This window comes from Flavobacterium sp. FlaQc-47, assembly GCF_044006475.1.
Classification (GTDB): domain Bacteria; phylum Bacteroidota; class Bacteroidia; order Flavobacteriales; family Flavobacteriaceae; genus Flavobacterium.
In genome coordinates this window covers 500,170-526,102 of sequence record NZ_JBIPCQ010000003.1, presented here as the reverse complement: position 1 = coordinate 526,102, position 25,933 = coordinate 500,170, and the positions used below count along the sequence as shown (strand labels likewise).

Sequence of the window (25,933 nt, the reverse complement as noted above, 5' to 3'; positions counted from 1 at the left end):
AAAGATATTAAAATTTGTAGCTGAGAGTTTTAAAATTAACTTAAAAAAAAAGACTCTTTTCAGAGTCTTTAAGGTTTATATCAATCAAATTTTGACTTTACTTCTACTTTTGGCCATGAATTATTGGTTACATCAATATCGGCAGTCATTAATTTTGGATCTATTTGTATGCTTTTTATGGATTTTGAAGTCGCATAGACTTTTTTAGCCGTGTCATTATTTTTTCTCCAGATTTGCGCCGGATATTGGTAATTATCTTTTGTACCGTCTTCATAAGTAATCTCAACAAGAATTGGCATAATCATTCCGCCTGGCTTGTTAAATTCGACTTCATAGAAATATTTAGGCGATTTTAATTCTGATTTTTCCTCAGCAGTAAAAGTCTGATTGACATAATCAGCCAAAGGTTTAATATCATCTACTTTTAACGGTTTTTTGCTTGAAGCACTAACCTCGGCATTATCTCCGGAAACCAAATAAACGAACGGTCCTTTCTCGAAACCAAAACGTCCTTTTTTCACTTTTACATCTTTAATATCTGCCGTTGGCGTTTCAGAAACATAATACTGTTTTACATCTTTGATTCCGATATCTACAAAATCTGTTGAATAAAACCATCCTCTAAAAAACCAGTCTAAATCTACTGCCGAAGCATCTTCCATAGTTCTGAAGAAATCTTCAGGAGTCGGATGTTTGAATTTCCATCTGTTTGCGTATGTTTTAAAAGCATAATCAAACAATTCTCTCCCCATTACCACTTCTCTTAAAATATTAAGTCCTGTAGCAGGTTTTCCGTAAGCGTTATTTCCAAATTGCTGAATGGTTTCAGAGTTGGACATAATTGGCTCTAAAAACTTTTGATCTCCGCTCATGTAAGGAACGATATTTTTTGCCGGTCCGCGTCTTGACGGGAAAGTTGGATCTAATTCCTGTTCTGCCAAATATTCTAAAAATGAGTTTAATCCTTCATCCATCCACGTCCATTGACGCTCGTCTGAGTTTACGATCATCGGAAAAAATGTATGTCCAACTTCGTGAATTACAACACCAATCATTCCGTTTTTAACTTCTTTACTCGTTTTTCCATTTTCATCAGGACGACCATAATTCCAGCAAATCATAGGATATTCCATTCCCTGATCTTCTGCCGAAACTGAAACTGCTTTTGGATAAGGATATTCAAATGTATGTGATGAATAGCTTTTTAAAGTATGGGCAACAACCATTGTTGATGTTTCTCCCCAAAGCGGATTTGCTTCTTTAGGATAAACAGATTCTGCCATTACTATTCTATTGCCCATTTTTACAGCCATTGCATCATAAATGAATTTTCTTGAAGATGCAATCCCGAAATCACGTACGTTTTTAGCGCTGAATTTCCATGTTTTTTTCTTTTCAGAAAAACCTTTTTCTGTTACTTCCGCCTCAGCTTGTGTAACAATTACAACCGGTTTATCAAATGATTTTTGAGCTTGTTCGTAACGTTTTACCTGTTCCGGGGTAAAAACTTCGCTCCTGTTTGTCAATTCTCCCGTAGCGTCAATTACGTGATCTGCAGGAACTGTAATATTTACGTCGAAATTCCCAAAAGGCAAAGCAAATTCTCCACCTCCCCAAAATTGCATATTCTGCCAGCCTTCAACATCGTTGTAAACTGCCATTCTTGGGTAAAACTGAGCAATTACATATAATTTATTGCCGTCTTTTTCAAACAATTCATAACCTGAACGTCCGCCTTCTTTTCTGTAATTATTAATATTATACCACCATTTTATAGCCAGTGCAATTTTTTCACCTGGTTTTAATGGCGTAGCTAAATTAATACGCATCATTGTTTCATTGATGGTATACGACATTGGATTACCTTTTGAATCCTTTACCTGTTCAATATTAAAACCGCGCTCTAAATTCTTTTTTAGGTATTTAGTCGAAAAACCTTCAAGTGGTAATACCTGATTGATTTTTTCTCCTTCAGCTAATGATGTTTGGGTATTGGCTTTTTGCTGATTTTGATCTAACTGGATCCATAAATATTCCAAACTATCCGGTGAATTGTTCGAATATGTTATTACTTCAGAACCGCTTAATTTTGAATTTTTATCGTCTAATTCAATATCAATTTTATAATCTGCCTGTTGTTGGTAATATGCAGGTCCGGGAGCACCTGAAGCTGTACGAAACATATTAGGTGTTGCTAACAAATCATACATTTGACTGAATTTGTTAGTATCGTACTTTCCTTGTTGTCTTGGAGCAACTGTTTTTTCCTGAGCGAGCAATATTGCAGGAAAAATCAATAATAATGAAAGCTTTTTCATAAATTTTAATGGTAATTTGAGTCAGGGCGTGAAAATAACAATTAAAACCATAATTGCAGGTTTTAATTAATATTTTAACACTTCTTTCCTTGAAGATTCTGTAAAGAGAACGCTCTTTTTTGTGCCAAATGCTGAAATATGTGTAATGTTTTGCTGTTCAGAATTCCAGTCTACTAAAACAGTATTTGAGATTTCTATTGTTTTGAATTTATCAATATCTTTTATTCGGGAATAACATACTAAAACATCATTAGATTCTACTTCTTTAGATAAAAAAGTGATGGATTTTGACTGACCGTTAATTTTGATAATGAAATTTTCAGCAAGATACTTCTTTAGCAAATCCATGTCAGCCTGAGTTTCCTTATCGGTTCCAACGTATGTTTTTTGATGGTATTTCTTTTCCATTCCGTTATTCAGATCATCGATAAAGATTCTGGAAGTAATTTGAATCATTTTTTTCTCGGACGCATAATTGACCTGAAAAACTCCCATATAAAATTTATGGAAGGCAAAAGATGAAAGCGATAAAAATAATATCCCAATTAAGGGATATATTACTTTTGTTTTCATTTTTTATTCGTTTCGATTTTTTTAAACTCTTTGTTTTTATTAATCATGAAATCTATCAATTCAAACTTTTCTTCAGGTTTAAGATATTTCTTAGATTCAGCATCGTTAGAACAATACATTAAAAATAAATCGATTTCATCTTCCTTCAATCCTAATGTTTTAGTAAAAAAATCAGGCGTAAAATTATCTTTAGAATATTCCACAAAAGCAATATCACTAATAACTTCTTCTTTTACATCGTCATTTTTCCTCAACAGTTTTTTGACATCTTTAAATATTCTCACAAAGTCAGTTCCGTATTTAATCGTCTGATCAGAGTACATTACATTATTTTTCGCCGTAGATTGTCTATCATCCTCAAACTGCATATCGACAATACCTTGTGATCCGCCTTGTAATGATTTTACCTTAAGTTCTTTATGAACCAAAACCTCTTTTAATTCGATATTTACTAAATCCAAAGGCACTGAAAAAAGTATTTCGGCACAATCTTTTTCTGTTAAAACCACTTTTTTAGACTGAAAAGCCAAGCCTGTAAACAGCAAAGTATCTTTAGGTCTTGCCATAATATCAAACAATCCGTTTACACCAATAAAAGTTCTCACGTTCGCATTAATATTCATCACATAACCACTTTCTATAGCCAGTGATTTATTTACTACTTGTCCATGTAATGGCTTCCTTGAATTATTTTGTCCCAGCATAATCTGGCAAAATAAGCACACAACGAGTATTCCTAGTTTATTTTTCATTTTCGAGAATTGTTAGATATTTCCTTGCTAAATCTGTTATTAAAAACATACTCATTGTCTTGTTCTTAGTATTCAAAGATAAGGCAAAATCAGCATCATCTACACAAAATAATTGAAATCCTTTGATATCCTGGGCAGGAATTTTCAATCTTTCTGTATAATAATTCTCCTCAAAAAGGTATTCTATTTTATGAAATAGCATCTCCTTTTTCTCAACATTTACTTCTTTTTTAAGCATTGCAGTTCGTCCGGAAATTTTATTAAGTAACTTATCTACAGAGGTTGAAGTCGCCGTATACACTTTTCGTTCTGCCGGAGTATATTTTTTTTGACCAGCCGGAATTATCCCTAAATTTTCAGCGTTGATATTCGCATTTTCATTTACAATTACTTCTTTCAACTCTACCTCTTTTGCTGTCATTTTAACAACAATCGAAACCGAATTTAAATCTTCAATCGTGATTCGGCGTTTTACAGGATCTAAATTAACTGCCGAAAAAACAAGAACATCGCCTTCTTTTACCACAATAGAAAACATCCCGTTTACATCTGAAACAGTTGTGACCTGAGTAGTATTATTGATGATATTTACTCCTTCAACATTAGAAGATTCTTCAAATATTTGGCCATTAATTTCTTTTGAAACATCTTTTTGACCAAAACCAATCTGAACGACCAATAAAAGGATTATTTGTAAAGCACTATTTATTTTCACGTTCAATTATTTCTTTATATTTTACAGCTAATTCCCCTAACAAAAACTCTGTTGAAGTTTTGTTTTTAGAATTTAAAATCACTGTGAATTTATCATTGTCAACTGCATAATATTCAAATCCTTTTACATATTCTAACGGAATTTTTAATCGATTCACAAAATGATCAATTGAAAACATACGCTCTAACATTTTCATAAAAAGTTCTTTTTTCTCGACCGCAACTTCTTTTTTAAGCATTGCTGTACGTCCTGAGAAAAAGTTCAATAAAGGATCTGCAGAAATAGATCCTCCAGCCATAGTACCTGCATTTGCAGTTGGATTTAAAGCTGTTGCTGTATGTAATTTTCTCTCGGCTTCAGTATATTTTTTCTGATCACCAGGAATAATCCCCAGAGAAACCGCATTAATACCGCCATAATTTCTCACAACAACTTCTTGCAACTGATGCATTACCATATTTAATTTTACAGTAAAGTTCAAGTCCGAAAAGTTTTCCTGAGTTAACAAAACTCTGTTTTCTTTAAATTGTATGGATGAAAAAATAAGTGTTTCTCCAGGTTTTGCTGCAATAGAAAAAGCTCCTGAAGCATCTGTCGTAGCCATGGCCTCTGTTTGCGCGTTAACAACATAAACTCCGTCCAAATCTGAAGTGTTTGACGTTATCCGCCCGTTTATAATAGCACGATCTTCAATTTGAGACCAAGTGGTTTGGGTCATCGCAACAAGCAGAATAAATACAACTTTATTAATCAAAATACGAAAAAATTAGTTTTGTTCTTAAAAATGTAAAAATATCTTAATGTAGTCCAAATTTAGTATTAACAACTTGGTAAAAATATGTTAATTAAACCTTTCTTATCAGTTATAAAATAAGGAGTTTTTAATATCTTTAACCTCAACAATCAGAGTTAAATTTTATGAAAAGTATTATCATTGCCAGCACTTCTACTTTGCACGAAGGCAGCTATTTAGAGTATTTATTACCTACTTTAAAATCCCATTTTCAAAATTGCAAAAGCATCTTGTTTATTCCGTTTGCGCGTCCGGGCGGCATTTCGCATGACGATTATACCGTAAAAGTTGCACAGGCTTTTGCTTCAATAAATATTGAAGTAAAAGGAATCCACGAATTTGAAAGTGCCGAGAATGCCATAAAAAATGCGGAAGGGATTTTTACAGGCGGAGGAAATACTTTTTTACTCGTTACTCAATTGTACAAACACAATATCATGCAATTATTATCTGAAACGGTAAAAAACGGAACTCCTTATTTAGGAACCAGCGCCGGCAGCAATATTTGCGGCTTATCTATGCAAACCACGAATGATATGCCTATAGTTTATCCTCCAAGTTTTCAGACTCTAGGATTGATCCCCTTTAACTTAAATCCTCATTATTTAGATCCGGACACACAATCTAAACATATGGGCGAAACGAGAGAAACGAGAATTAAGGAATTTCACGCCTTTAATGCAATTCCGGTTTTAGGTTTAAGAGAAGGAAGCTGGCTTGAAGTAAAAGGAAACAAAGTCACTTTAAAAGGAAATTTATCTGCTCGTTTATTCAAACAAAACGAAAGTCCTGTGGAATTAGAAACAGAAAGTGACTTGAGCGCACTAAAATAATTTTTCGCTATGTAAGTTATATAAGAATTTAAGATTTGTCTAAAACTTTTTTTAAATGACCTTATATAACTTATGTGATTTAAAACAAAAAATCCCTCCCGATACATCGGGAAGGATTTTGAAGAGCGAAAGACGAGGCTCGAACTCGCGACAACCAGCTTGGAAGGCTGGAGCTCTACCAACTGAGCTACTTTCGCATTAACAGGGTGCAAAGATAAAAAATTAAATGGTTTAAAAAAATAAAATTCAATAATTATTTAACTTTGATAAAAAACCGAAACAATTAAGTTCCGGTTTTTAGAGCGAAAGACGAGGCTCGAACTCGCGACAACCAGCTTGGAAGGCTGGAGCTCTACCAACTGAGCTACTTTCGCATTACTGGTGCAAATATAAAAATAAAGTTGAGTTCAAAACAAGCTTTTTCGCAAAAAAAATCAATTAAAATCAGCATTAATTTATAACTTATTTAAAACTAAAAAGTTATACAGCCAATTATTTTTCAAAAATCATCAATATTATTAAAGAAATCCCCTCAAATCAAACTTATAGTGTTCATCAACCTTTTTCAGAAAAAGGAAAATCTCCTAAAAGCTCTATCTTCGATGGAGATGACCTAAAAACAACACATCCTTCTGGATTATTTGATAATGAAAGTTTAATAGGAATTATTTCGTAATTCAATAAAATCAATACTATATTTGCGGGGCAGAATCAAGCTCAAATTTGTGGATGGCAGTTTTAGAAACGCATCAAAAAAACGAATTTGGAAAAGCTTTAGTCCAGCATTGTGAAACCTACTGCAATGCTAACAAAGTTGATTTGATTTGGTTTAACGCCAGAACCGCAGCTGTAGGTTTTTATAAAAAAATGGACTACCAACCCCCAAGGTAAAACCATTTGACATTAAAGACATTGGCGGACATTATTTAATGTTTAAAAATTATAGAGAATGAACAAACTTTACTTTTTATTGGTAATATGCATTTTTGTTGGCTGCAAAAAAGATACACCCAAAATTATTCCTGCGATCAAAAAAACTGCTCCTGCAATTATACTTACTGATGAAAGAAAAGTACAAATTGATACTGCACTTCTAAGCACTTTTAAAAGTGAAACTCTGAAACAATTTTACAATTCATCTGAAAATAAAACCGTTTGGGGAAATCTAAAAAAGAGAACCTACGTTTTAGCGCAATTATCAAAAGCAGAAGAGTTAGGTCTTAACCCTGAAGATTACAAGGCTTCGAAATTAAAAAAGTTCGAAGATAAAATTAGTAATCTGAGCGATGCTGATCTTTCAACTTATGATATATTACTGACTTATAATTTTGAAAAATACCTCAACCATCTTTATAAAGGAAAATTAGATCCTAAAAAGCTATATAACAACTGGGATCTGGAGGAGAAAACTTTTGATGTCAATAATATCCTTATTAAAGCTTTCAACAAAAACAAATTAGATAGTGTCGTTGACAATATTCAATCAAAAGCATCTACTTATAAACAATTACTAAAAGCGCTTGAAATCATTAATACTTTTCCTGATGATGATATTAAAACCATTGAATCTGTAAATAAAATAACATTACATGATACAAATGTAGCTTTGATCAACATTAAAAAAAGGCTTTTATTCTGGAAAGACATGTCCGGAAAAGACAGTCTGACGAAAATTTATGATCAAAAAACTTTTGAATCTGTAAAGAAATTTCAGGAAAGACACGGATTAGCTGCTGATGGCGTGATTGGAGTTGGAACCATAAATGCATTAAACTATTCTAAAGAAAAAAGAAAACAACAAATTATCGCCAATTTAGAACGATGGAGATGGTACAATAATGATTTAGCCGAAAACTATTTCATTATCAACATTCCCGATTACAGCCTGAATGTTGTAGAAAGTCAGGACACGACTTTAGTAAGAAATGTTGTTGTGGGAACGAGCAAAAGAAAAACACCTGTTATCACATCAATATTAAAAACGGTTGTTTTTAATCCAACATGGACAGTTCCGCCAACAATCCTGAAAGAAGATGTTGTTCCTGCAATGAAACGAAACAGAAATTATTTAGCCAAAAAAAATATTACTATTTATGATAGTGCCGGAAATGTGGTGGACCCAAACGCATGGAACGAAAATAAACCGGGCAATTACCGTTATGTACAAAGTCCCGGATATAATAATGCTTTAGGATTAATGAAAATTTTATTCCCTAATCATCATAGTGTTTATTTACACGATACTAACCATCGCAATAATTTTGGAAGAAACAATCGCTCTTTAAGTTCCGGATGTGTGCGCGTTGAAAATCCGTTAGAATTAGCACAACATATTTTAGATGATTCTGAGAAATGGTCAAAAGACAGGATTGATACCATAATTGCTTCAAAGAAAACAACGAGCATTAAAATCGTAAAAAAATACGCTTTGTATCAATGGTACTGGACAGCCTGGAGCAAAAAAAATCAGCTCTTGTTCAGAGCTGATATTTATAATCTGGATTCGGATTTGTATTCTAAATTAAGAAATTAATTTTGATTCCATCATAAAACTTCTTGAAGGATGGTAGATATACAAACACGATTTGTTTTTTATTAATTCAATTATTTCATTTGTAAGCGCAACCGGAACTGCAGGACAACCCTGGCTTCTTCCTAATCTTTTATGATCTCTGATAAACGATTCAGAAACATAATCTGCACCATGAAGCACAACAGCTCTTTCACGGGCATGATCGTTAACACCTCTTTCTAGTCCGTCCAATCTTAATGAAGCACCATGTTTTCCATTATAAACTTCTCCAGTCGCATAAAAACCTAAGCTGCTTTTAAAAGATGAATTTGAATTTGAAAAATCAGAAGCAAATTCTTCTCCGGTATTTCTGCCGTGAGCAACTAATGAATTTAATAAGATAGTGTTTGTTGATAAATCAATTACCCAAAGACGTTTGATATTTGATGACAAACTAAAGTCAATAACAGTTAAAATGTCTTTTTGAATAACTCCTTTTTCTCTTAATAAGTAAAACCCTTTTAAGGCTTCAGAAAAAGTTCTAAGTTCTGGTAAATTAAAATTGTTAGGATTTAAGGTGTTATAAATGTTTTCAATTTTAGCTTCGACAGTTAAATTTTCAACCTTAGCAATGGTCTTTGTCGATACTTTTTTAAGCTCAGGAGTGTTATTTGAATCTTTACCAAAAGATAATAGCAAAAACACTAGAAGTGGATAAATTTTGTAAATCATTCAATTTCTTTAGGTTAATAATAAATTTGGGTTTGACAAAAGTATAAAAATTTGTAGGTTGTCAAAATATAGGACTGAAAATCAGGCTTTTTTTGCTAAAAATTTAACATAATTAACATAAAACGAATCTTTCTGTAAGATTTTTTCTTCTGTCAAAAAACTTAACGTTTATACCTATTTTCTTAATAAAAATAAAATTTAATGGTAATTTTGAAACTTATACTGTAACAAGTAGAACAAAAAACCGTCTATTTTATTGTACCTTTTAAGAAATTCATGAAAAAAACTTTTTTTTACTTCCTTCTTTTGTTCACTTTTTGGAGTTATGGACAAAAAAAAGTAGTACAATCTCAATTTATTACGGAGAGCATTTCTATTGACGGAAAATTAGATGAACCTGTTTGGAACAGCGCTGCGATAGCCACAGATTTTGTGATGTATCAACCTGATAACGGAAAACCAATTCCGGAAACTCAAAAAACTGAAATCAAGGTTGTATACAATAATGACGCTATTTATATTGGAGCATTAATGTATGATAATCAACCTGATAAAATTTTAAAAGAAATTTCGCAGCGTGATAATTTTGGAACTGCAGATCTTTTTGGCGTTTTTATAAACGGTTTTAATGACGGTCAGCAAAACTTTGAATTTTTTGTGTCAGCGGCTGATGTGCAAGGCGATTGCATCATGACAGATGCCAACGGAGAAGATTATTCCTGGGATGCTGTCTGGATCAGCAAAGCTATTTTAACGGATAAAGGCTGGACGGTAGAAATAAAAATTCCCTACGCCGCACTACGCTTTTCAGCAGAAGACAAACAAACCTGGGGAATTAATTTTTTCAGGGAAATAAAACGGGACCGTCAAAAATATACCTGGAATTTAGTTGACACAAAAATTGGAACATTCACGCAACAAAATGGTGTTTTAGAAGGAATAGCAAATATCAAACCTCCTACCCGATTATTTTTAATGCCGTACGCTTCTTTTTATTTAAATGCGGCGGATGGTCAAAAAACATATGGCACAATGAAGGGTGGAATGGATATTAAATACGGAATCAACGATGCGTTTACTCTTGATGCTATCTTGATTCCTGATTTTGGACAAACAAAATACGATGATCAAATTTTAAATCTTGGTCCGTTTGAGCAGCAATTCAATGAAAACCGAGCCTTTTTTACTGAAGGAACTGATTTATTCAATAAAGGAAATATGTTTTATTCCAGAAGAATTGGCGGACGACCATCTGTTGAACCTACTTTAAATGAAAATGAGGAAATCATCGAACAAGTTCAAAATGTAAACCTCATCAATGCTTTAAAAGTTTCCGGAAGAACGAAAAAAGGCTTAGGGGTAGGGATTTTAAATGCCGTTACCGAAAAAACATTTGCAACAATTAAAGATACAATTTCGGGCGAAACAAGACGTGAAGTTGTAGAACCTTTAACCAATTATAATGTATTAGTTTTAGATCAGCGCTTTCGCAAAAATTCTTCGATAACTCTTATTAATACAAATGTAACCCGAAACGGAAATTTCAGAGATGCTAATATTACCGGGCTAGCCTGGGATTTGAACACAAAAGCAAATACTTATAATTTATCAGGAAATGTGAAATACAGTTTTATTAATGATATCCAGGATAAAAGTGGTGTTTTTAGCACTTTAAGTTTTGCCGAAACAACAGGAAATTATCGCTACAGCGTGGGATCAGATTTTGTAACCAAAGATTTTGATCCAAATGATCTGGGAATTAATTTTTACACCAATTACTACAACTTCTACGGAAATGGAAATTACAGGATTTTAAATCCTACCAAACTTTTTAATACTTTTAAAATTGATTACGATATGTATGTCGAATTTAATAAGGAATCCGGAAAAGTACAGGAAAACAAAATTAGTTCAGAGGTGAATCTTTCTACGATAAAAAACAATTATTACGGATTAGGGTTCACATTTTTCCCTTTACAGTCTAATGATTATTATGAACCAAGAGCCGAAAATCGCTATGTTATAATTCCAAGAAAAATAGAAGCCTGGGGAAGTATTTCGACTAATTACAATAAGAAATTTGCTTTGGATTTAAATCCTTCAATTGTTTTTACAGATGAAGCCGGACGAATGGCGTATGGCGTAGACATTGGTCCCCGATATCGCTTTAACGATAAACTTTTACTAACCTATACTTTTAGTTTTAACAGAAAAAACAATAATAAAGGTTATATCGACAGTATTGATGATGACGACAATGAAAACACGCCCGAAACTATTATTTTTGTCAATAGAAATGTAATCACCTATTCTAACACCTTGTCCGGAAAATACGCTTTAAACAGTACAATGACGCTTAATTTAGCCGTTAGGCAATATTGGTCCTTTGCAGAAAACAAGGAAAATCTTGAGCTTCAGCAAGACGGAACTTTAACTTCTTACACGGCATATACAGAAAACAAAAATTCAAGTTTTTATTCCTGGAATACGGATTTATCTTATTCATGGTGGTTTGCTCCGGGAAGTCAACTCTCTGTCTTATATAGAAATAATGCCTCTAATTTTGAACGCGTTATTGACAAAGAATTCAAACATAATGTAACCGGACTTTTAAACAATGATGCACTAAAACACATTTTTTCAATAAGTATGAAATATTTTATTGATTATAACGCCGTCAAAAATAAGGTTAGAAAGAGAGTATAGCGTGAATTAATTTTAAAAAATAAACACTTATATAATTAAATTAGTATTTTTTAATACGCTTCATTTTATTAACCATAATTTGTAACAATGCTTTCGTACAAATTTTAGAAATGGCTTATCTTTGTAGAAAACAAAAAATGATGAACAAAAAAGTAATCCTTATGATTTTAGACGGTTGGGGAAAATCTCCTGACCCTAAAGTATCTGCAATAGACAATGCAAATGTTCCTTTTATAAACAGTCTTTACCAAAATTACCCTAGCGCACAACTTAGAACCGACGGATTAAATGTTGGTTTACCGGAAGGTCAAATGGGAAACAGTGAAGTTGGTCACATGAATCTTGGAGCCGGAAGAATTGTATATCAGGATTTAGCCAAAATAAATTTAGCCGTAGCACATAAAACCCTTGCAAAAGAGCAGGTTCTGGTTGATGCATTTACATATGCTAAAGAAAACAATAAAAAAGTCCATTTTGTAGGATTAGTTTCTGATGGTGGAGTTCACTCTCATACTTCGCATTTACGCGGATTAATTGATGCTTCGCAGGAATATGGTTTAGAAAATGTTTTTATCCATGCTTTTACTGATGGCCGTGATGTTGATCCAAAATCCGGAGCAAAATACATTCACGATTTAGAAGATTATATTAAAGATACTCCTGTAAAAATTGCTTCGATTATTGGTCGTTATTACGCAATGGATCGTGACAAACGTTGGGAACGCGTAAAATTAGCCTATGATTTAGTTGTAAATGCAATAGGAACGCCATCTAAAAATGCAGTAGCAAGTGTTCTTGAAAGCTACGAACATCATGTAACTGATGAGTTCATTGAGCCAATTGTTATGGTTGACAAAGACGAAAAACCATTAGCAACAATTATTGAAGGTGATGTTGTTATCTTTTTCAACTTTAGAACTGACAGGGGCCGCGAACTTACAGAAGCACTTTCGCAACACGATTTTCACGAGCAAAACATGCACAAGTTAAACTTGTATTATGTTACGCTAACCAACTATGATGATACGTATCAAAACGTAAAAGTAGTTTACAATAAAGATAATATTACTGAAACTCTTGGTGAGGTTTTAGAAAAAGCAGGCAAAAAACAAATTCGTATTGCCGAAACGGAGAAATATCCGCACGTAACGTTTTTCTTTTCCGGTGGTAGAGAAACTCCGTTTGAAGGCGAATCCCGTATTTTAAGAAATTCTCCTAAAGTGGCTACTTATGATTTACAACCGGAAATGAGCGCTTTTGAACTTACAGCGGCTCTTGTTCCTGAATTAAATAAAGGCGAAGTAGATTTTGTTTGTCTAAATTTTGCAAATGGGGATATGGTTGGTCATACCGGAATTATGAGCGCGGCAATTCTTGCCTGTGAAGCTGTTGATAAATGTGTTAAACAAGTTATCGAAGCAGCTCTTGCTAACGATTATACAACAATTGTAATTGCCGATCACGGAAATTGTGAAACAATGATTAATCCTGACGGAAGTCCAAATACTGCACACACAACAAACCCAGTGCCTATTATTTTAGTTGACAAACAATTAAAAAGTATTCACGATGGGGTTCTTGGCGACATTGCTCCTACCATTTTAGAATTAATGGGAGTTCAGCAACCTAATGCAATGACTTGTCATTCATTATTGTAGTCGTATAAAATTTTTAAACCATATAAGTGATATAAGTTCATTTAATAAAGCTGCGAAAAGCTTATAATAACTTATATCTCTTATATGGTTTATTTTTTTTGCATAATTATTCGCCATTATAAAACTGCCAAAAATTTATAATATCTTATATCTCTTGTATGGTTTAATTTCCATTTATAGTTAAACTACAAAGTAGTGATACGTCCATTCTACGCAATAGATTATAATTCCAATAAGCCCTCCAACTAAAGTTCCGTTGATTCGAATGTATTGAAGATCTTTTCCTATTTCAAGTTCTAATTTTTCTGAAACTTCTTTACCATCCCAGCTTTTTACCGTTGAAGAAATTAAATCTCCAATCACTTTTTTATTATTTAAAAGAATCGAAAGCAAATCGTTTTTAATGAAATTATTGATTTTGGCAATCATAACGTCATCTTCCTGAATCCCTTTTCCAAAAGTTTGTATTAATCCCGAAATACTATTTTTGATAGAAGATTCATCTCCTTTGTCCAAATCTCTGGTAATTGACAATTTTATTTCATCCCAGATTCCGTTAATATAATCCTGAACTTCTTTTTTACCCGTAAAGCTCAAAATCATATTGTTGATTTTTATTCTCATTTCTTCAGAATTTCTTACCTTAAGCAGAAAGTCATTAATATACTCGTCTATTTTAAGCCTAATTTCACTTTCCGGATTTTTAGCTTCGTTTAAAAAGTCATACAATCCGTTAAAAATACCTTCCGAAATGCTTTTATCGGCTAAGCCAAAACTTAAAAATGGTGTTGATTGTTTTACTTTTTTCCGAATCAGATCTTTATTATTGCTCAATTCTGTCGCCATAACTTCCAGAACATTTGTCAGCAATTGATCTTTTACTTGTCCTTTTTGTAAAGGTTCTAAAGCCAATGCAACCCAATCACCAAAATTTATCGCTTCGAGTTTTTCTTTGAACTGAACCTGAATAAATCTTTTAATATCTTCATCTTTTATTGTTTTTAAAATCCCCGGAATAATATTCACCGCAACCAAATTGGCAATTTTATCGGCGTTTTCTTCCTGCGATAACCAATCTGAAGCTTTTGTAGCAAAATTGAATTCTTCAAGTTTGATTTCTAATTTCTCCCTGTTCAGAAATTCTTCTGAGACAAAACTGCCCAGATTTTCTCCAATTTCATTTTTTTTGGTCGGAATAATCGCTGTATGCCAAATTGGGATTCCTAACGGATGACGAAACAATGCGACAACCGCAAACCAATCGGCAATTCCACCCACCATAGCAGCTTCACTGAAAGCCTGCAACATGGGGATTTTAAAATAAATAGCAATTATAAATAGAAGGACAGCAACACCCAAAAGTGCCAAAGCGTTCCCTTTCATTTTGTTCAAAGCTTTTTTCTTGTATATATTTTCCTGATCTACAGACGTTTCCATAATTAGATAATTTTAACTCTTACTAATTTACGGTTTTTCTGTCAAATATTTATCTGAAAAAGACATGATTTATTAATTTTTATTGTTTATCCGAAGTGGAAATCAAAAAAAGTTGGCCACGAATTTTACTAATTATCACTAATTAATTTAAGATGAAATTTTAAATCAATTTGATTCGTGAAAATTAAATTTTTAAGTCAATACACATTCTTGCTAATTCGTGAAATTCGCAGCGAAAATTTTAAATAAAAAATAATATTAAAATCGTACTTTTGCGAACTGAAAATCCGAAATTATGATTATTGTAAAATCACGTGAAGAAATAGAATTAATGCGCGAAAGTGCTTTGATCGTATCTAAAACATTAGGAATGATTGCTTCTGAAATCAAAGAGGGAGTTACCACATTATATTTAGACAAATTAGCTGAGGAATTTATCCGTGATCACGGTGCTGTTCCAAGCTTTTTAGGTTTGTATGATTTCCCGAATTCACTTTGTATGAGTCCCAATTCACAAGTTGTACACGGAATACCAAATAATACGCCTTTGAAAAGTGGTGATGTTATATCTGTAGATTGTGGTGCTTTTAAAAACGGATATCACGGTGATCACGCGTATAGTTTTGAAATTGGAGAAGTTGCTCCGGAAGTAAAGAAACTTTTACAGGTAACTAAAGAATCTCTTTACGTAGGAATCAGAGAATTTAAAGCCGGGAATCGTGTTGAGGATGTTGGAAATGCAATTCAAAAATATACTGAAGCTCATGGTTACGGTGTTGTACGTGAATTAGTGGGTCATGGTTTAGGGCAAAAAATGCACGAAGAACCAGAAATGCCAAACTACGGAAAACGTGGTCGCGGGAAACTTTTTATTGAAGGAATGGTCGTTGCAATTGAACCAATGATCAACCTTGGAACAAAAAACATCAAACAACATAAAGACGGCTGGACTATCACAACTGCCGACAATAAAGCAAGTGCGCATTTCGAACACGACGTTGCTTTAATTGACGGAAAACCAGAAATTTTATCGACTTTCTATTATGTTTATAAAGCCTTAGGAATAGAAAGTACGGAAGAAGATGAATTTAGAAAAGTGCCTTTAGTTCTATAGCTGTAACACAGAGATTCACAAAGATATACGCCAAGATTCACAAAATTTATTTATAAGCCTTTCTTAAAATGTTTGAAGAAAACAACGAATCTCGTAATCAACTAGATGCCATAACCTATAAAATAATTGGACTCGCAATTGAAGTTCATAAACAACTTGGACCAGGTTTATTAGAATCTGCTTATCAAGAATGTTTATACTATGAAATTGTAAATTCAGGCTTAATTGTTGAAAAGCAAAAAGTGTTACCAATAATATACAAGGATATAAAATTAGATCACGGATACAGAATTGATTTATTAATTGAAAACAAGATTGTTATTGAATTAAAAACTGTTGAAGCTTTTACAGAAGTACATTTTGCACAAATATTAACATATTTAAAACTTGGTAATTATCCATTGGGTCTTCTTATTAATTTTGACTCAAAAATTTTAAAAAATAACATAAAAAGATTTATAAACACTCTGTGAAACTCCGCGTCTCCTTCGTGTAACTCTGCGAAATAACCTCATGAAAAAATTATTTAAACTCGTACTTAATACAATACCGCGTCCATTATTAATTCGTTTGAGCTATGTGGCTCGTCCGATTTTGGCATTTTCATTAAAAGGAGATAAATATACTGACCCGATTGACGGAAGAAGTTTTAAATCGTTTTTGCCTTACGGCTACGGAAAACAACGTAATAATGTGCTTTCGCCAAGTACACTTTCGCTGGAAAGACATCGTTTACTTTGGTTGTATTTAAACGATCAGACAGATTTTTTTACGGCACCAAAAAAAGTGCTTCATTTTGCTCCTGAACAGGCTTTTTATAAAATGTTCCGCAAGCAAAAAAATCTTGATTACACTACAACAGATTTGTTTTCGCCTTTGGCAGATGTAAAAGCAGATATCTGCAATTTGCCTTTTAAAGACAATGAATATGATGTTATTTTGTGCAATCACGTTTTAGAGCATATTCCGGACGACACAAAAGCCATGCAGGAATTATTTCGTGTTTTAAAACCGGGCGGAATGGCGATTCTACAAATTCCGCAGGATTTATCAAGAGCGGTAACTTTTGCTGACGATACTATTACAGATCAAAAAGAACGCGCTAAAATATTTGGACAATACGATCACGTTCGTATTTACGGTCGTGATTATTTTGATAAATTAAGAAGTATTGGTTTTATCGTAATCGAAGAAGATTATACAAACAAAATCACTCCGGAATTAGTAGAGAAATACTGTCTGGCAAAAGGAGAAATTATTCCGCTTTGCTTCAAGCCAGAAAACTAAAACAAATAGTTTTTTTTCAATCCTATAAGTGATCTAAATTCATTTAAAAAGTTTTCAAATTAGCAATAATTTGAAAACTTTTTGAATTTATACAACTCCCTAATTACAAATAAACCAAACACTAATCTTGGATATCTCTCAATCATTTCAATTTTGTTTTGACATCAGTTTTGAAAAAAACCTGAATCATTATATTCCAACTGCCTATATTGTTGAGAATACTGACACCATTAAATATTTAAATAAAAAAGCAACTAAAGACGTACTGGAAAGTTTTTTTATCGTTTTTGAAAATTTAGATTCGAATACAAAAAAAATATTGACGATTTGCGAATCTTTAAAACCTGAAGTTATATTCAAAAAATTCAGCACAAAAATCAAGTCAGCAAAAACAATAACCGACTTGCAAAAAGATTCCAAAATTGATTTTGCTATTCGTCAGTATTTACAATTTAACTTAGAATCCTTTTATAATTTAATTATAAAAGAACAATTTCCGCTATCTGTAAATATGAGTGCTGAAAAGGATTTTTATCGTTGGAGAGTCAGCACAAATCCTTTGGAATTTGAACCTCAGATTCAATTTGACAAACACAATGACGGAATCACCTATACCTTGTCATTAAAAGAAAACGAAACTTCATTTCTACCTATGAATCATAGCGTAGACATTCTTTTAGACGAGCCGGGCTGGTTAATTATCGACAAAAAATTAGGACAGCTAAAAGACCTTAATTCTAAAAAGCTTTCACCGTTTTTAACGAAGAAATCGATCGCAATACCCTCGAAATTAGTTGATAATTATTTTAAGAATTTTATTCCAGAAATAGCAAAAAAAATAGACATTCAGGCAACTGGTTTTGAAATTGAACTTAGGGATAAAATTGTTTCCTGTACAATTGAGCCTGTTTATGATTTCTTTAAAAACTGTTATTACCTCAACCTTTATTTCGATTATAGTGGTTATTTATTTGATGCAAGTAAAACTAAAAAAACACATTCCTTTGTTGATTTTAGCGTTATCAACGAACCTAAAATAATTCAGTTCAAACGAAGTGCTGATGAAATTCTTTATACAGACAAATTACTTGAAATTGGTTTAATAAAAATCAAAAACGAATTATTTGGAAGAAATTCAGATACGGAAATTCATGATCCGTATGCCAATATTCAATTCATTATTGATCGTAAAGAAGAACTGGAAAGCTTAGGGTTTGAAATTCAAAACCTGAAGCTGGAAAGCAAAGAAATTATTACCGCAAAACATACTATTTCAACTTCAAAAGGAGAAACAAAAGAAGACTGGTTTGATATCAAAATAATTATTTCGATTGGGACTTACACTATCAATTTTAGCGAAATTATTCCAAATATAAAAAGCAAAGAAAGACTCTTTTTATTGCCTGACGGAAACTATTTTCTAATTCCGCTGGAATGGCTGAGCAAATATGGTTCGTTGTCAAAATTAGCCAAAACAGAAAACGGAAATCTTTTGTTACGCAAAAGTAATTTTGCTGCTCTGGATGCGATTCCGGAAATTAAAGAAGATGTAAACCCAATTTACGAAGCAGCATATTCGTCTTCGGATTTATTGAAAGCAACTTTAAGACCCTATCAAATTGATGGAGTAAAATGGCTTCTGGGTCATTTTAACTCAAATCTGGGCGCTTGTCTGGCTGATGATATGGGACTTGGAAAAACATTGCAGACTTTAGCGGTTTTAGTTGCTGTGCAGGAACAATTAGGTTTCACAACTAAAACTACAAATTTTGATTTGTTTCAAAACGAAACTACTATTGAAAAAGAACCCTTAAAAACTTTGATTGTTTTACCGTCATCCTTAGTTTTTAACTGGTACAATGAAGCTCAAAAATTTACTCCGCATTTTTCAAAAATGCAATATGTGGGAAATGACAGGAAATTATTAGCGCACAGATTAGAATCATCTGATTTGATTTTTACCAGTTATAGTATTCTTCATCGTGATATTTCAATTTTAGAAAAATACAATTTCCGCTATTTAATTTTGGACGAAAGTCAATATATTAAAAATAAGGATTCTAAGATTTTTAAAGCCATAAACAAAATAAACACGGCTCATAAAATCGCTTTAAGTGGTACGCCTATCGAAAACTCATTAGATGATTTATGGTCGCAAATGCAATTTATAAATCCTGATATTTTAGGGACTTATTCTTTTTTTGCAGAAAATTTTAAAATTCCAATTGAGAAAAAACAAGATGAAGACAGTTTATCTGAATTAAAAAACCTCATCCAGCCTTATATTTTGCGACGAACCAAAGAACAGGTTTTAAAGGATTTACCAGAATTAACAGAGCAGATTTATTATTGTGATATGGATCCTGAACAGGAAAAACTATATGAAAAAGAAAAATCAAAGGCTCGGAACTTTTTATTAAAAACAGATGGATCCAGTCCGGACAAAATTAGTATTATCAATACTTTGATGAAACTAAGACAGCTCAGTAATCATCCGAAAATGATTGACCAGGAGTCAGAAATTGATTCGGGTAAATATATTGCAGTAACCAATTATCTGGAAAACTTAGTAAAAGGAAAACAAAAAACCATCATTTTTAGTTCATTTGTTACTAATTTGAGTTTTTATACCGCCTGGTGCAAGGAAAATAAAATTGATTTTTGTGAAATAACAGGTGAGACTCCCTCTAAAAAAAGAGAACAGCAGGTTAATTTATTTCAGGAAAAAGAAAATCCTTTGTTATTTTTTATTTCGCTTAAAGCAGGTGGCGTAGGTTTGAATATTACCAAAGCTTCGTATGTATTATTCCTGGATCCGTGGTGGAATCCTTTTGCCGAAAAACAAGGCGTTGGAAGAGCGCACCGAATTGGGCAATTAAATAAAGTAAATGTTATCAGGTTTATTTCGAAAAACACTATTGAGGAAAAAATAATAAAACTACAGGAAAACAAAAAATTATTATCTGATTCTCTTTTAGAGGAAAGCTATATTAACGACGAAATCGCAGTTAATCTGGAATTCATTCTGGGTTCCTGATAAATTGTTTTCAAAACCAATAAAATGTCTTATTTTTCGTTATAGAAATTGTTATATTTACAATCTTACAACGTATTATGATACCAAAATTTTTGTTTCAAAATCTTCTGCTGCTTTTTATTTTTGCTTCGGCGACAGCCCAGGAAGTACAAACCGAGATTGATCCTCCATATAATATTAAAACAGTTTCGTTTGTTCAAAACGGAAGTAATGTTGTTCCTATATTTGAACTAGGCGATACTTTTATGTTTCAATTTGATGATTTATTTGGCAATGAAGCCAATTATTACTTTGAAATAATACATTGTGATTATAACTGGAAACCTACTGATATTCCTAAAACTGATTATATCAGCGGCTTTGACAATCAACGAATTACTGATTATGTAAATTCATTTAATACACTTCAGGTTTTTTCTCATTACCGTCTTTCGTTCCCAAATCAGTTTACTACGCAATTACGAATTTCAGGAAACTATATGCTTAGAATCCTGAATGAAGACAAAGATGTTGTTTTCTCCAGAAAATTTATTTTATATGAAAATCATTCAACCGTTACTGCCCAGGTAAAACGAAGCCGTGATGTGACTAATATTAATTACAAACAAAATCTGGATTTTGCAGTTTTATCGAACGATATCGCTTTTCAGACTCCGTTACAAAATGTAAAAATAGTATTGCTGCAAAATGGTAATCTGAATACTGCTATTAAAAATGTCCCTCCACAATATACAATTGGAAATCAATTGGTCTATAAATATGATAAGGAAACACAGTTCTGGGGTGGAAATGAATTTTTATATTTTGAAAATAAAGATATCCGCGCTGCAAGTAACAATGTGGGAAGAGTTGGTGCAAACAATGATATTTACAATGCTTATTTATATACGAATCCGGCAAGAGCCAATCAAATTTACTCTTTATATCAAGATGTAAACGGTAATTTTGTTGTAAAAAATATAAACGCTTCCAATAACGAAATCGAAGCTGATTATGCGTGGGTTTACTTTAGCCTTTCTGCTCCTACTTTCAGATCATCGACTAAGGACATCTATATTACCGGAATGTTCAATAATTACAGTTTGTCGCCAGAATACAAAATGGATTATAATACAGACAAAGGGGTTTATGAAAAAGCGGTAATGATCAAGCAGGGTTTTACTAATTTTCAATATACAATTGCGGATAAAAAAGGCACTATTGATTATGAAAATGCTATTGATGGAAACTTTTATCAAACTGAGAATGAATACACCATATTAGTTTATTATAAAGAAACCATGGATCGTTATCAAAGAGTTATAGGAAAAGGAAATGCCAACTCAATAAACATCATAAATTAAAACATTGTTAAGGTTTTCGAACGAAAGATTTTTTTTTGTAGATTTGCTCCTATAACGCACACATATATACTACTTTAGTATGGTTTCTCAGATCACAAGAGGCATAAAAATTTCTGTTTTGACTAGTTTTGAAGGTACTTACTTCAAGAACTATAAGATTCACTTTGCTTTTAGTTATGTAGTTACAATCGAAAATCACAGCAAAGATTCAGTTCAGTTAACATCACGTCACTGGGAAATATTTGATTCCTTAAATGATTTAGAGGTTGTTGACGGAGAAGGCGTGATAGGGAAAAAACCTGTTTTAAAACCTGGTGAAAACCACACTTACAGTTCAGGCTGTTTATTATCATCACCATATGGTGCAATGAAAGGTCACTTTAATATGATCAACTTTACTACTACTAAAACATTCAAAGTAATTGTTCCTACTTTTAGAATGTGTGCTCCTTTTGCTTTAAATTAAAAACGAGCTTAAAAACGCTCTTTTTTATCGTTATCTAAATCACAAAATTGTCAAATTATTAATTTATCCTTTGTACTTTTGTGCACCGTTAGATTATTCGTAACAAATTAAATTATCTAACCCTTAAATTGTCTAATTATCTAATTTTTAAATAAAATGCTAAAAGGATTCTTTCATGTACCAAAAGCGGTAAACGAGCCTGTAAAGGGCTATGCACCTAACTCACCAGAAAAAGCAGCTGTTCAGGCGGCTTATGCCACAATGTGGAATTCTCAAATTGACGTTCCGTTATACATTGGAAGCGAAGAAATCAAAACTGGAAATACAAGAACAATATCAGCTCCTCACGATCACAAACACATTGTAGGAACTTATCACTTAGCTGAAAAACAACATATTGAAAAAGCGATTGCTAATGCTCTTGAATCAAGAAAAGCATGGGCTAACATGGCATGGGAACAACGTGCTGCTATTTTCTTAAAAGCTGCTGAACTTATTGCGGGTCCTTACAGAGCTCGTATTAATGCAGCTACAATGATTGGTCAATCTAAAAATATTCACCAGGCAGAAATTGATGCTTCTTGCGAATTGATCGACTTTTTACGTTACAACGTAGAATTTATGACTCAAATTTACGGAGATCAGCCAAAATCTGATTCTACTACATGGAATCGTTTAGAGTACAGACCTCTTGAAGGTTTTGTTTACGCTATTACTCCTTTTAACTTTACTGCTATTGCTGCAAATCTTCCTGCAAGTGCTGCCATGATGGGTAATGTTGTTATCTGGAAACCAAGTGACAGTCAGGTTTTTTCTGCAAAAATTATTATCGATGTTTTCAAAGAAGCTGGTGTTCCTGACGGGGTTATCAACGTTGTTTTTGGAGATGCTTTAATGATTACTGATACTGTTTTAGCAAGTCGTGATTTTGCCGGAATTCACTTTACAGGATCAACTCATGTATTTAAAGATATCTGGTCTAAAATTGGAGCAAATATCCACCACTATAAAACATACCCAAGAATCGTTGGTGAAACTGGTGGTAAAGATTTTATCATTGCACACCCAAGTGCTAACGTTAAACAAGTTGCTACAGGAATTACTCGTGGCGCATTTGAATTTCAAGGGCAAAAATGTTCTGCAGCTTCAAGAGCTTATATTCCGCAAAGTTTATGGCCAGCTGTAAAAGAACAATTAATTACTGATGCCAAATCCATGAAAATGGGTTCTCCGGAAGATTTTGGAAACTTTATTACAGCAGTTATTCACGAAGGTTCTTTTGATAAATTAGCCGGTTTTATTGATCAGGCTAAAAAAGATGCTGATGCTGAAATTATCATTGGAGGAAATTATGATAAATCTGTAGGATACTTTATTGAGCCAACAGTTATTGTAACTACAAATCCAAAATATACTACAATGGAAACCGAATTATTCGGACCAGTTATTACTATATATGTATACGAAGATGCAAAATGGGAAGAGACTTTAGAATTAGTTGATACTACTTCTGAATATGCTTTGACTGGTGCTGTATTTAGCCAGGATCGTTATGCTATTGAAGTAGCTACTACAAAATTGCAAAATGCTGCAGGTAACTTTTACATCAACGATAAACCAACAGGAGCGGTTGTAGGAATGCAGCCTTTTGGTGGAGCGAGAGCTTCAGGAACTAACGATAAAGCAGGTTCTGCATTGAACTTATTGCGTTGGGCTTCTCCAAGAACTATTAAAGAAACTTTTGTAACTCCAGAAGATTATAGATATCCTTTCTTAGGTTAACATCTATTTTAGACTTTAGAGTTCAGACTTTAAATTTATAAAAGCCGAATCTTTTAATTAAGATTCGGCTTTTGCTTTTTAATTATACACGCTTATTAGATTTTTTCTAAACTCATTTAAAATACTCATTAATAAACACTTAATTACATTCATTTTTTTAAGATTTATCTAACTTTATTGTTTTTTCTCGTCTGAAAATAATATTTTGTAATACTTTTCTTATTGTATTGGTTTTCACTGTTATACCCTTATAATTAGTCTTATTTTAATACTTTAAAAACTTATTGTAATACACTAAAAATAATTGTCAACTTAAATTTACCGCAAGATTTAATTGTTAGCAAAAAAGATGAAACCAATTAAATTCTAAAAAAAATCAGTAAAGAATAAAAAAAGAAAAACAATGAAAAATTTACAAAACACTCCACCAATAATTGTCGAATCAAAGAGTATTGGTCATGCAATTGATTTTAAATGGAATAAAAAGAAAATCAATCAATTTTTAGATCCTTTAGAAGGAAATGAAGAGCTGGAAAATGCATTATTACAGATTAATCATAAAGGTTCAGTAGGTCTGACAGCATCATTACTTGAATGGATCTATTGGAGATTTACAGGATATACAAAAACAAATAATGATATTGAAAAAAGAATCGAAGCCTTGTGGTGTTCTATTGATAATGTAGAAAACACAAAACCACTAGTATTTGATTCTGATTTTGACATCAATGCGTGTGGTCATGTAAACGGACCATTATGGATCGCCCTTATGAATGTGAGAATGATTGATGTTATGTACAGAAAAGGTTCGTACCTTCTTCAAAGCGAACTTACTGGACTTGTTTTATTAACTCGTCATATCACTCCAAGAAAAAAAGTGTTTGACAAATGGTTTAGCAGGACTATATTAGAATTACAACGCAAATATCCTTCTCTATACATTAAAAATAATTTAGATGAAACTGACGAAGCTATTTATGATTCCTCTCATGAGGCAGTGATTTGCCGCAATTTTTTCTTTGATCCTGAATTTCTACATTCGCACGAGGCATCAGAAAAAGCAATCCATGATTTAATAAATAATTTAGATATAGAAGCCAATCAATTTTTGTGCTTTTCAAAAAAGGCCTCTTAATTTTTAGATATTAATTTGTCTCAATAAAAAACCCGACATAATTCACAAAGTAATGAATGTCGGGTTATTTTAATATTTTAAAAATAAACTAAAACGTAAACTTCAAAGGCAAATGCACTACTTTTTTAGTTTCGAAAAATTCGTCGTCAAAAATTGTAGACAAATCATATAAAGTAGCTTTTGGAAAATCTTTTAATTCTTCGGCTAAATCGCCACCTTTTAGGTATAGAATTCCGTTTTTCAAAGTGTGCTTATGCTGTTTTTTAATTTTACCTTTAATCCAGGAAACAAAGTCCGGCATATTGGTTACAGCACGACTAACGATAAAATCAAAATCGCCTTTTACATTTTCGGCACGCAATTGTTCCGCTTTTACGTTCTTTAATTCTAATGCATCAACAACACCCTGAACTACTTTTATTTTTTTTGCAATTACATCAATCAGATAAAAACGTGTTTCCGGAAAAAGAATCGCTAAAGGGACTCCGGGAAATCCTCCACCTGTTCCAACATCAAGAACAGTTGTTCCTGGTTCAAACTTCATGATTTTTGCAATTCCTAACGAATGTAAAACGTGTTTTGTATATAATGCATCAATATCTTTTCTTGAAATCACATTGATTTTTTCATTCCAGTCGTGGTATAAAAAGTCTAATTTTTGAAATTGTTCGATTTGAATATCGGTCAAATCCGGAAAATATTTCAATATCTCATCCATTGCTCTAATTTTTTAACAAAAG

The 25,933-nt window shown here is 32.5% G+C and carries 21 protein-coding genes and 2 tRNA genes; 13 read left to right on the top strand and 10 right to left on the bottom strand.

Annotation, left to right across the window (positions count from 1 at the left end):
• Positions 1 to 80: 80 nt before the first annotated feature.
• From ACHRVX_RS11860 to ACHRVX_RS11840, 5 genes are all read right to left on the bottom strand, one after another.
• Complete coding sequence (locus tag ACHRVX_RS11860) at positions 81 to 2,318, bottom strand: M1 family metallopeptidase (RefSeq protein ID WP_395332419.1); 2,238 nt, start codon at positions 2,316 to 2,318, stop codon at positions 81 to 83.
• Between the two features lie 66 nt (positions 2,319 to 2,384).
• Entirely contained in the window at positions 2,385 to 2,891 is a 507-nt protein-coding gene (locus tag ACHRVX_RS11855) for a DUF6702 family protein (protein WP_395332417.1), read from the bottom strand.
• Positions 2,888 to 3,643, bottom strand: coding sequence for a hypothetical protein (locus tag ACHRVX_RS11850; protein ID WP_395332415.1), 756 nt, complete (start codon positions 3,641 to 3,643; stop codon positions 2,888 to 2,890). The genes ACHRVX_RS11855 and ACHRVX_RS11850 overlap by 4 nt, the downstream gene beginning before the upstream one ends.
• A complete protein-coding gene (locus ACHRVX_RS11845) occupies positions 3,633 to 4,358 on the bottom strand; it encodes a carboxypeptidase-like regulatory domain-containing protein (protein WP_395332413.1) in 726 nt (241 codons plus the stop codon). Before ACHRVX_RS11845 ends, ACHRVX_RS11850 begins: the two co-directional genes overlap by 11 nt.
• Complete coding sequence (locus ACHRVX_RS11840; RefSeq protein ID WP_395332411.1) at positions 4,345 to 5,112, bottom strand: carboxypeptidase-like regulatory domain-containing protein; 768 nt, start codon at positions 5,110 to 5,112, stop codon at positions 4,345 to 4,347. The genes ACHRVX_RS11845 and ACHRVX_RS11840 overlap by 14 nt, the downstream gene beginning before the upstream one ends.
• A gap of 164 nt (positions 5,113 to 5,276) precedes the next feature.
• Here ACHRVX_RS11840 and pepE point away from each other — a divergent pair, with 164 nt between their 5' ends.
• Entirely contained in the window at positions 5,277 to 5,984 is a 708-nt protein-coding gene (pepE, locus tag ACHRVX_RS11835; protein WP_395332409.1) for a dipeptidase PepE, read from the top strand.
• Between the two features lie 124 nt (positions 5,985 to 6,108).
• Here the strand turns inward: pepE and ACHRVX_RS11830 are convergent.
• Positions 6,109 to 6,181: transfer RNA gene (locus ACHRVX_RS11830), tRNA-Gly, on the bottom strand.
• 104 nt (positions 6,182 to 6,285) lie between these two features.
• Positions 6,286 to 6,358 (bottom strand) — tRNA-Gly (locus ACHRVX_RS11825).
• A gap of 355 nt (positions 6,359 to 6,713) precedes the next feature.
• Here ACHRVX_RS11825 and ACHRVX_RS11820 point away from each other — a divergent pair.
• Together ACHRVX_RS11820 and ACHRVX_RS11815 are read left to right on the top strand one after the other, a co-directional pair.
• Entirely contained in the window at positions 6,714 to 6,875 is a 162-nt protein-coding gene (locus tag ACHRVX_RS11820) for a GNAT family N-acetyltransferase (RefSeq protein WP_395332407.1), read from the top strand.
• A gap of 58 nt (positions 6,876 to 6,933) precedes the next feature.
• Positions 6,934 to 8,517 (top strand): murein L,D-transpeptidase, encoded by a 1,584-nt coding sequence (locus tag ACHRVX_RS11815; protein ID WP_395332405.1) that lies wholly within the window; start codon positions 6,934 to 6,936, stop codon positions 8,515 to 8,517.
• Here ACHRVX_RS11815 and ACHRVX_RS11810 read toward each other — a convergent pair.
• Positions 8,506 to 9,228, bottom strand: coding sequence for a murein L,D-transpeptidase catalytic domain family protein (locus tag ACHRVX_RS11810; protein WP_395332403.1), 723 nt, complete (start codon positions 9,226 to 9,228; stop codon positions 8,506 to 8,508). The two genes, ACHRVX_RS11815 and ACHRVX_RS11810, sit on opposite strands and share 12 nt — an antisense overlap.
• 276 nt (positions 9,229 to 9,504) lie before the next feature.
• Between ACHRVX_RS11810 and ACHRVX_RS11805 the strand changes: the two genes are divergently transcribed.
• Positions 9,505 to 11,934, top strand: coding sequence for a DUF5916 domain-containing protein (locus ACHRVX_RS11805; protein WP_395332401.1), 2,430 nt, complete (start codon positions 9,505 to 9,507; stop codon positions 11,932 to 11,934).
• Positions 11,935 to 12,074: 140 nt separating this feature from the next.
• Positions 12,075 to 13,592 (top strand): 2,3-bisphosphoglycerate-independent phosphoglycerate mutase, encoded by a 1,518-nt coding sequence (gene gpmI, locus ACHRVX_RS11800; RefSeq protein ID WP_395332896.1) that lies wholly within the window; start codon positions 12,075 to 12,077, stop codon positions 13,590 to 13,592.
• Positions 13,593 to 13,772: 180 nt separating this feature from the next.
• Here gpmI and ACHRVX_RS11795 read toward each other — a convergent pair whose 3' ends face one another.
• Entirely contained in the window at positions 13,773 to 15,029 is a 1,257-nt protein-coding gene (locus ACHRVX_RS11795; RefSeq protein WP_395332399.1) for a DUF445 domain-containing protein, read from the bottom strand.
• A gap of 295 nt (positions 15,030 to 15,324) precedes the next feature.
• Here ACHRVX_RS11795 and map point away from each other — a divergent pair, with 295 nt between their 5' ends.
• The 8 genes from map to ACHRVX_RS11755 all read left to right on the top strand — a co-directional run bounded on the left by map (position 15,325) and on the right by ACHRVX_RS11755 (position 25,193).
• The gene (gene map / locus ACHRVX_RS11790) at positions 15,325 to 16,143 is read left to right on the top strand and encodes a type I methionyl aminopeptidase (protein WP_213295625.1); all 819 of its coding nucleotides are present in this window, start codon (positions 15,325 to 15,327) and stop codon (positions 16,141 to 16,143) included.
• 68 nt (positions 16,144 to 16,211) lie between these two features.
• On the top strand, positions 16,212 to 16,616 hold the full coding sequence (locus ACHRVX_RS11785) for a GxxExxY protein (protein WP_395332397.1): 405 nt from the start codon (positions 16,212 to 16,214) through the stop codon (positions 16,614 to 16,616).
• A gap of 40 nt (positions 16,617 to 16,656) precedes the next feature.
• Complete coding sequence (locus tag ACHRVX_RS11780; RefSeq protein WP_395332395.1) at positions 16,657 to 17,430, top strand: class I SAM-dependent methyltransferase; 774 nt, start codon at positions 16,657 to 16,659, stop codon at positions 17,428 to 17,430.
• Between the two features lie 127 nt (positions 17,431 to 17,557).
• Entirely contained in the window at positions 17,558 to 20,467 is a 2,910-nt protein-coding gene (locus ACHRVX_RS11775) for a DEAD/DEAH box helicase (RefSeq protein WP_395332393.1), read from the top strand.
• Positions 20,468 to 20,547: 80 nt separating this feature from the next.
• Positions 20,548 to 21,810, top strand: a complete 1,263-nt coding sequence (locus tag ACHRVX_RS11770; protein WP_395332894.1) for a DUF5103 domain-containing protein — start codon at positions 20,548 to 20,550, stop codon at positions 21,808 to 21,810.
• Positions 21,811 to 21,889: 79 nt separating this feature from the next.
• Positions 21,890 to 22,276 (top strand): Co2+/Mg2+ efflux protein ApaG, encoded by a 387-nt coding sequence (gene apaG / locus ACHRVX_RS11765; RefSeq protein WP_008467225.1) that lies wholly within the window; start codon positions 21,890 to 21,892, stop codon positions 22,274 to 22,276.
• A 156-nt stretch (positions 22,277 to 22,432) separates the two neighbouring features.
• Positions 22,433 to 24,058, top strand: a complete 1,626-nt coding sequence (gene pruA, locus ACHRVX_RS11760; protein ID WP_395332391.1) for an L-glutamate gamma-semialdehyde dehydrogenase — start codon at positions 22,433 to 22,435, stop codon at positions 24,056 to 24,058.
• Positions 24,059 to 24,461: 403 nt separating this feature from the next.
• Complete coding sequence (locus tag ACHRVX_RS11755; RefSeq protein ID WP_395332389.1) at positions 24,462 to 25,193, top strand: hypothetical protein; 732 nt, start codon at positions 24,462 to 24,464, stop codon at positions 25,191 to 25,193.
• Positions 25,194 to 25,281: 88 nt separating this feature from the next.
• Here ACHRVX_RS11755 and rsmG read toward each other — a convergent pair whose 3' ends face one another.
• On the bottom strand, positions 25,282 to 25,911 hold the full coding sequence (gene rsmG, locus ACHRVX_RS11750) for a 16S rRNA (guanine(527)-N(7))-methyltransferase RsmG (protein WP_395332387.1): 630 nt from the start codon (positions 25,909 to 25,911) through the stop codon (positions 25,282 to 25,284).
• Positions 25,912 to 25,933: the final 22 nt, after the last annotated feature.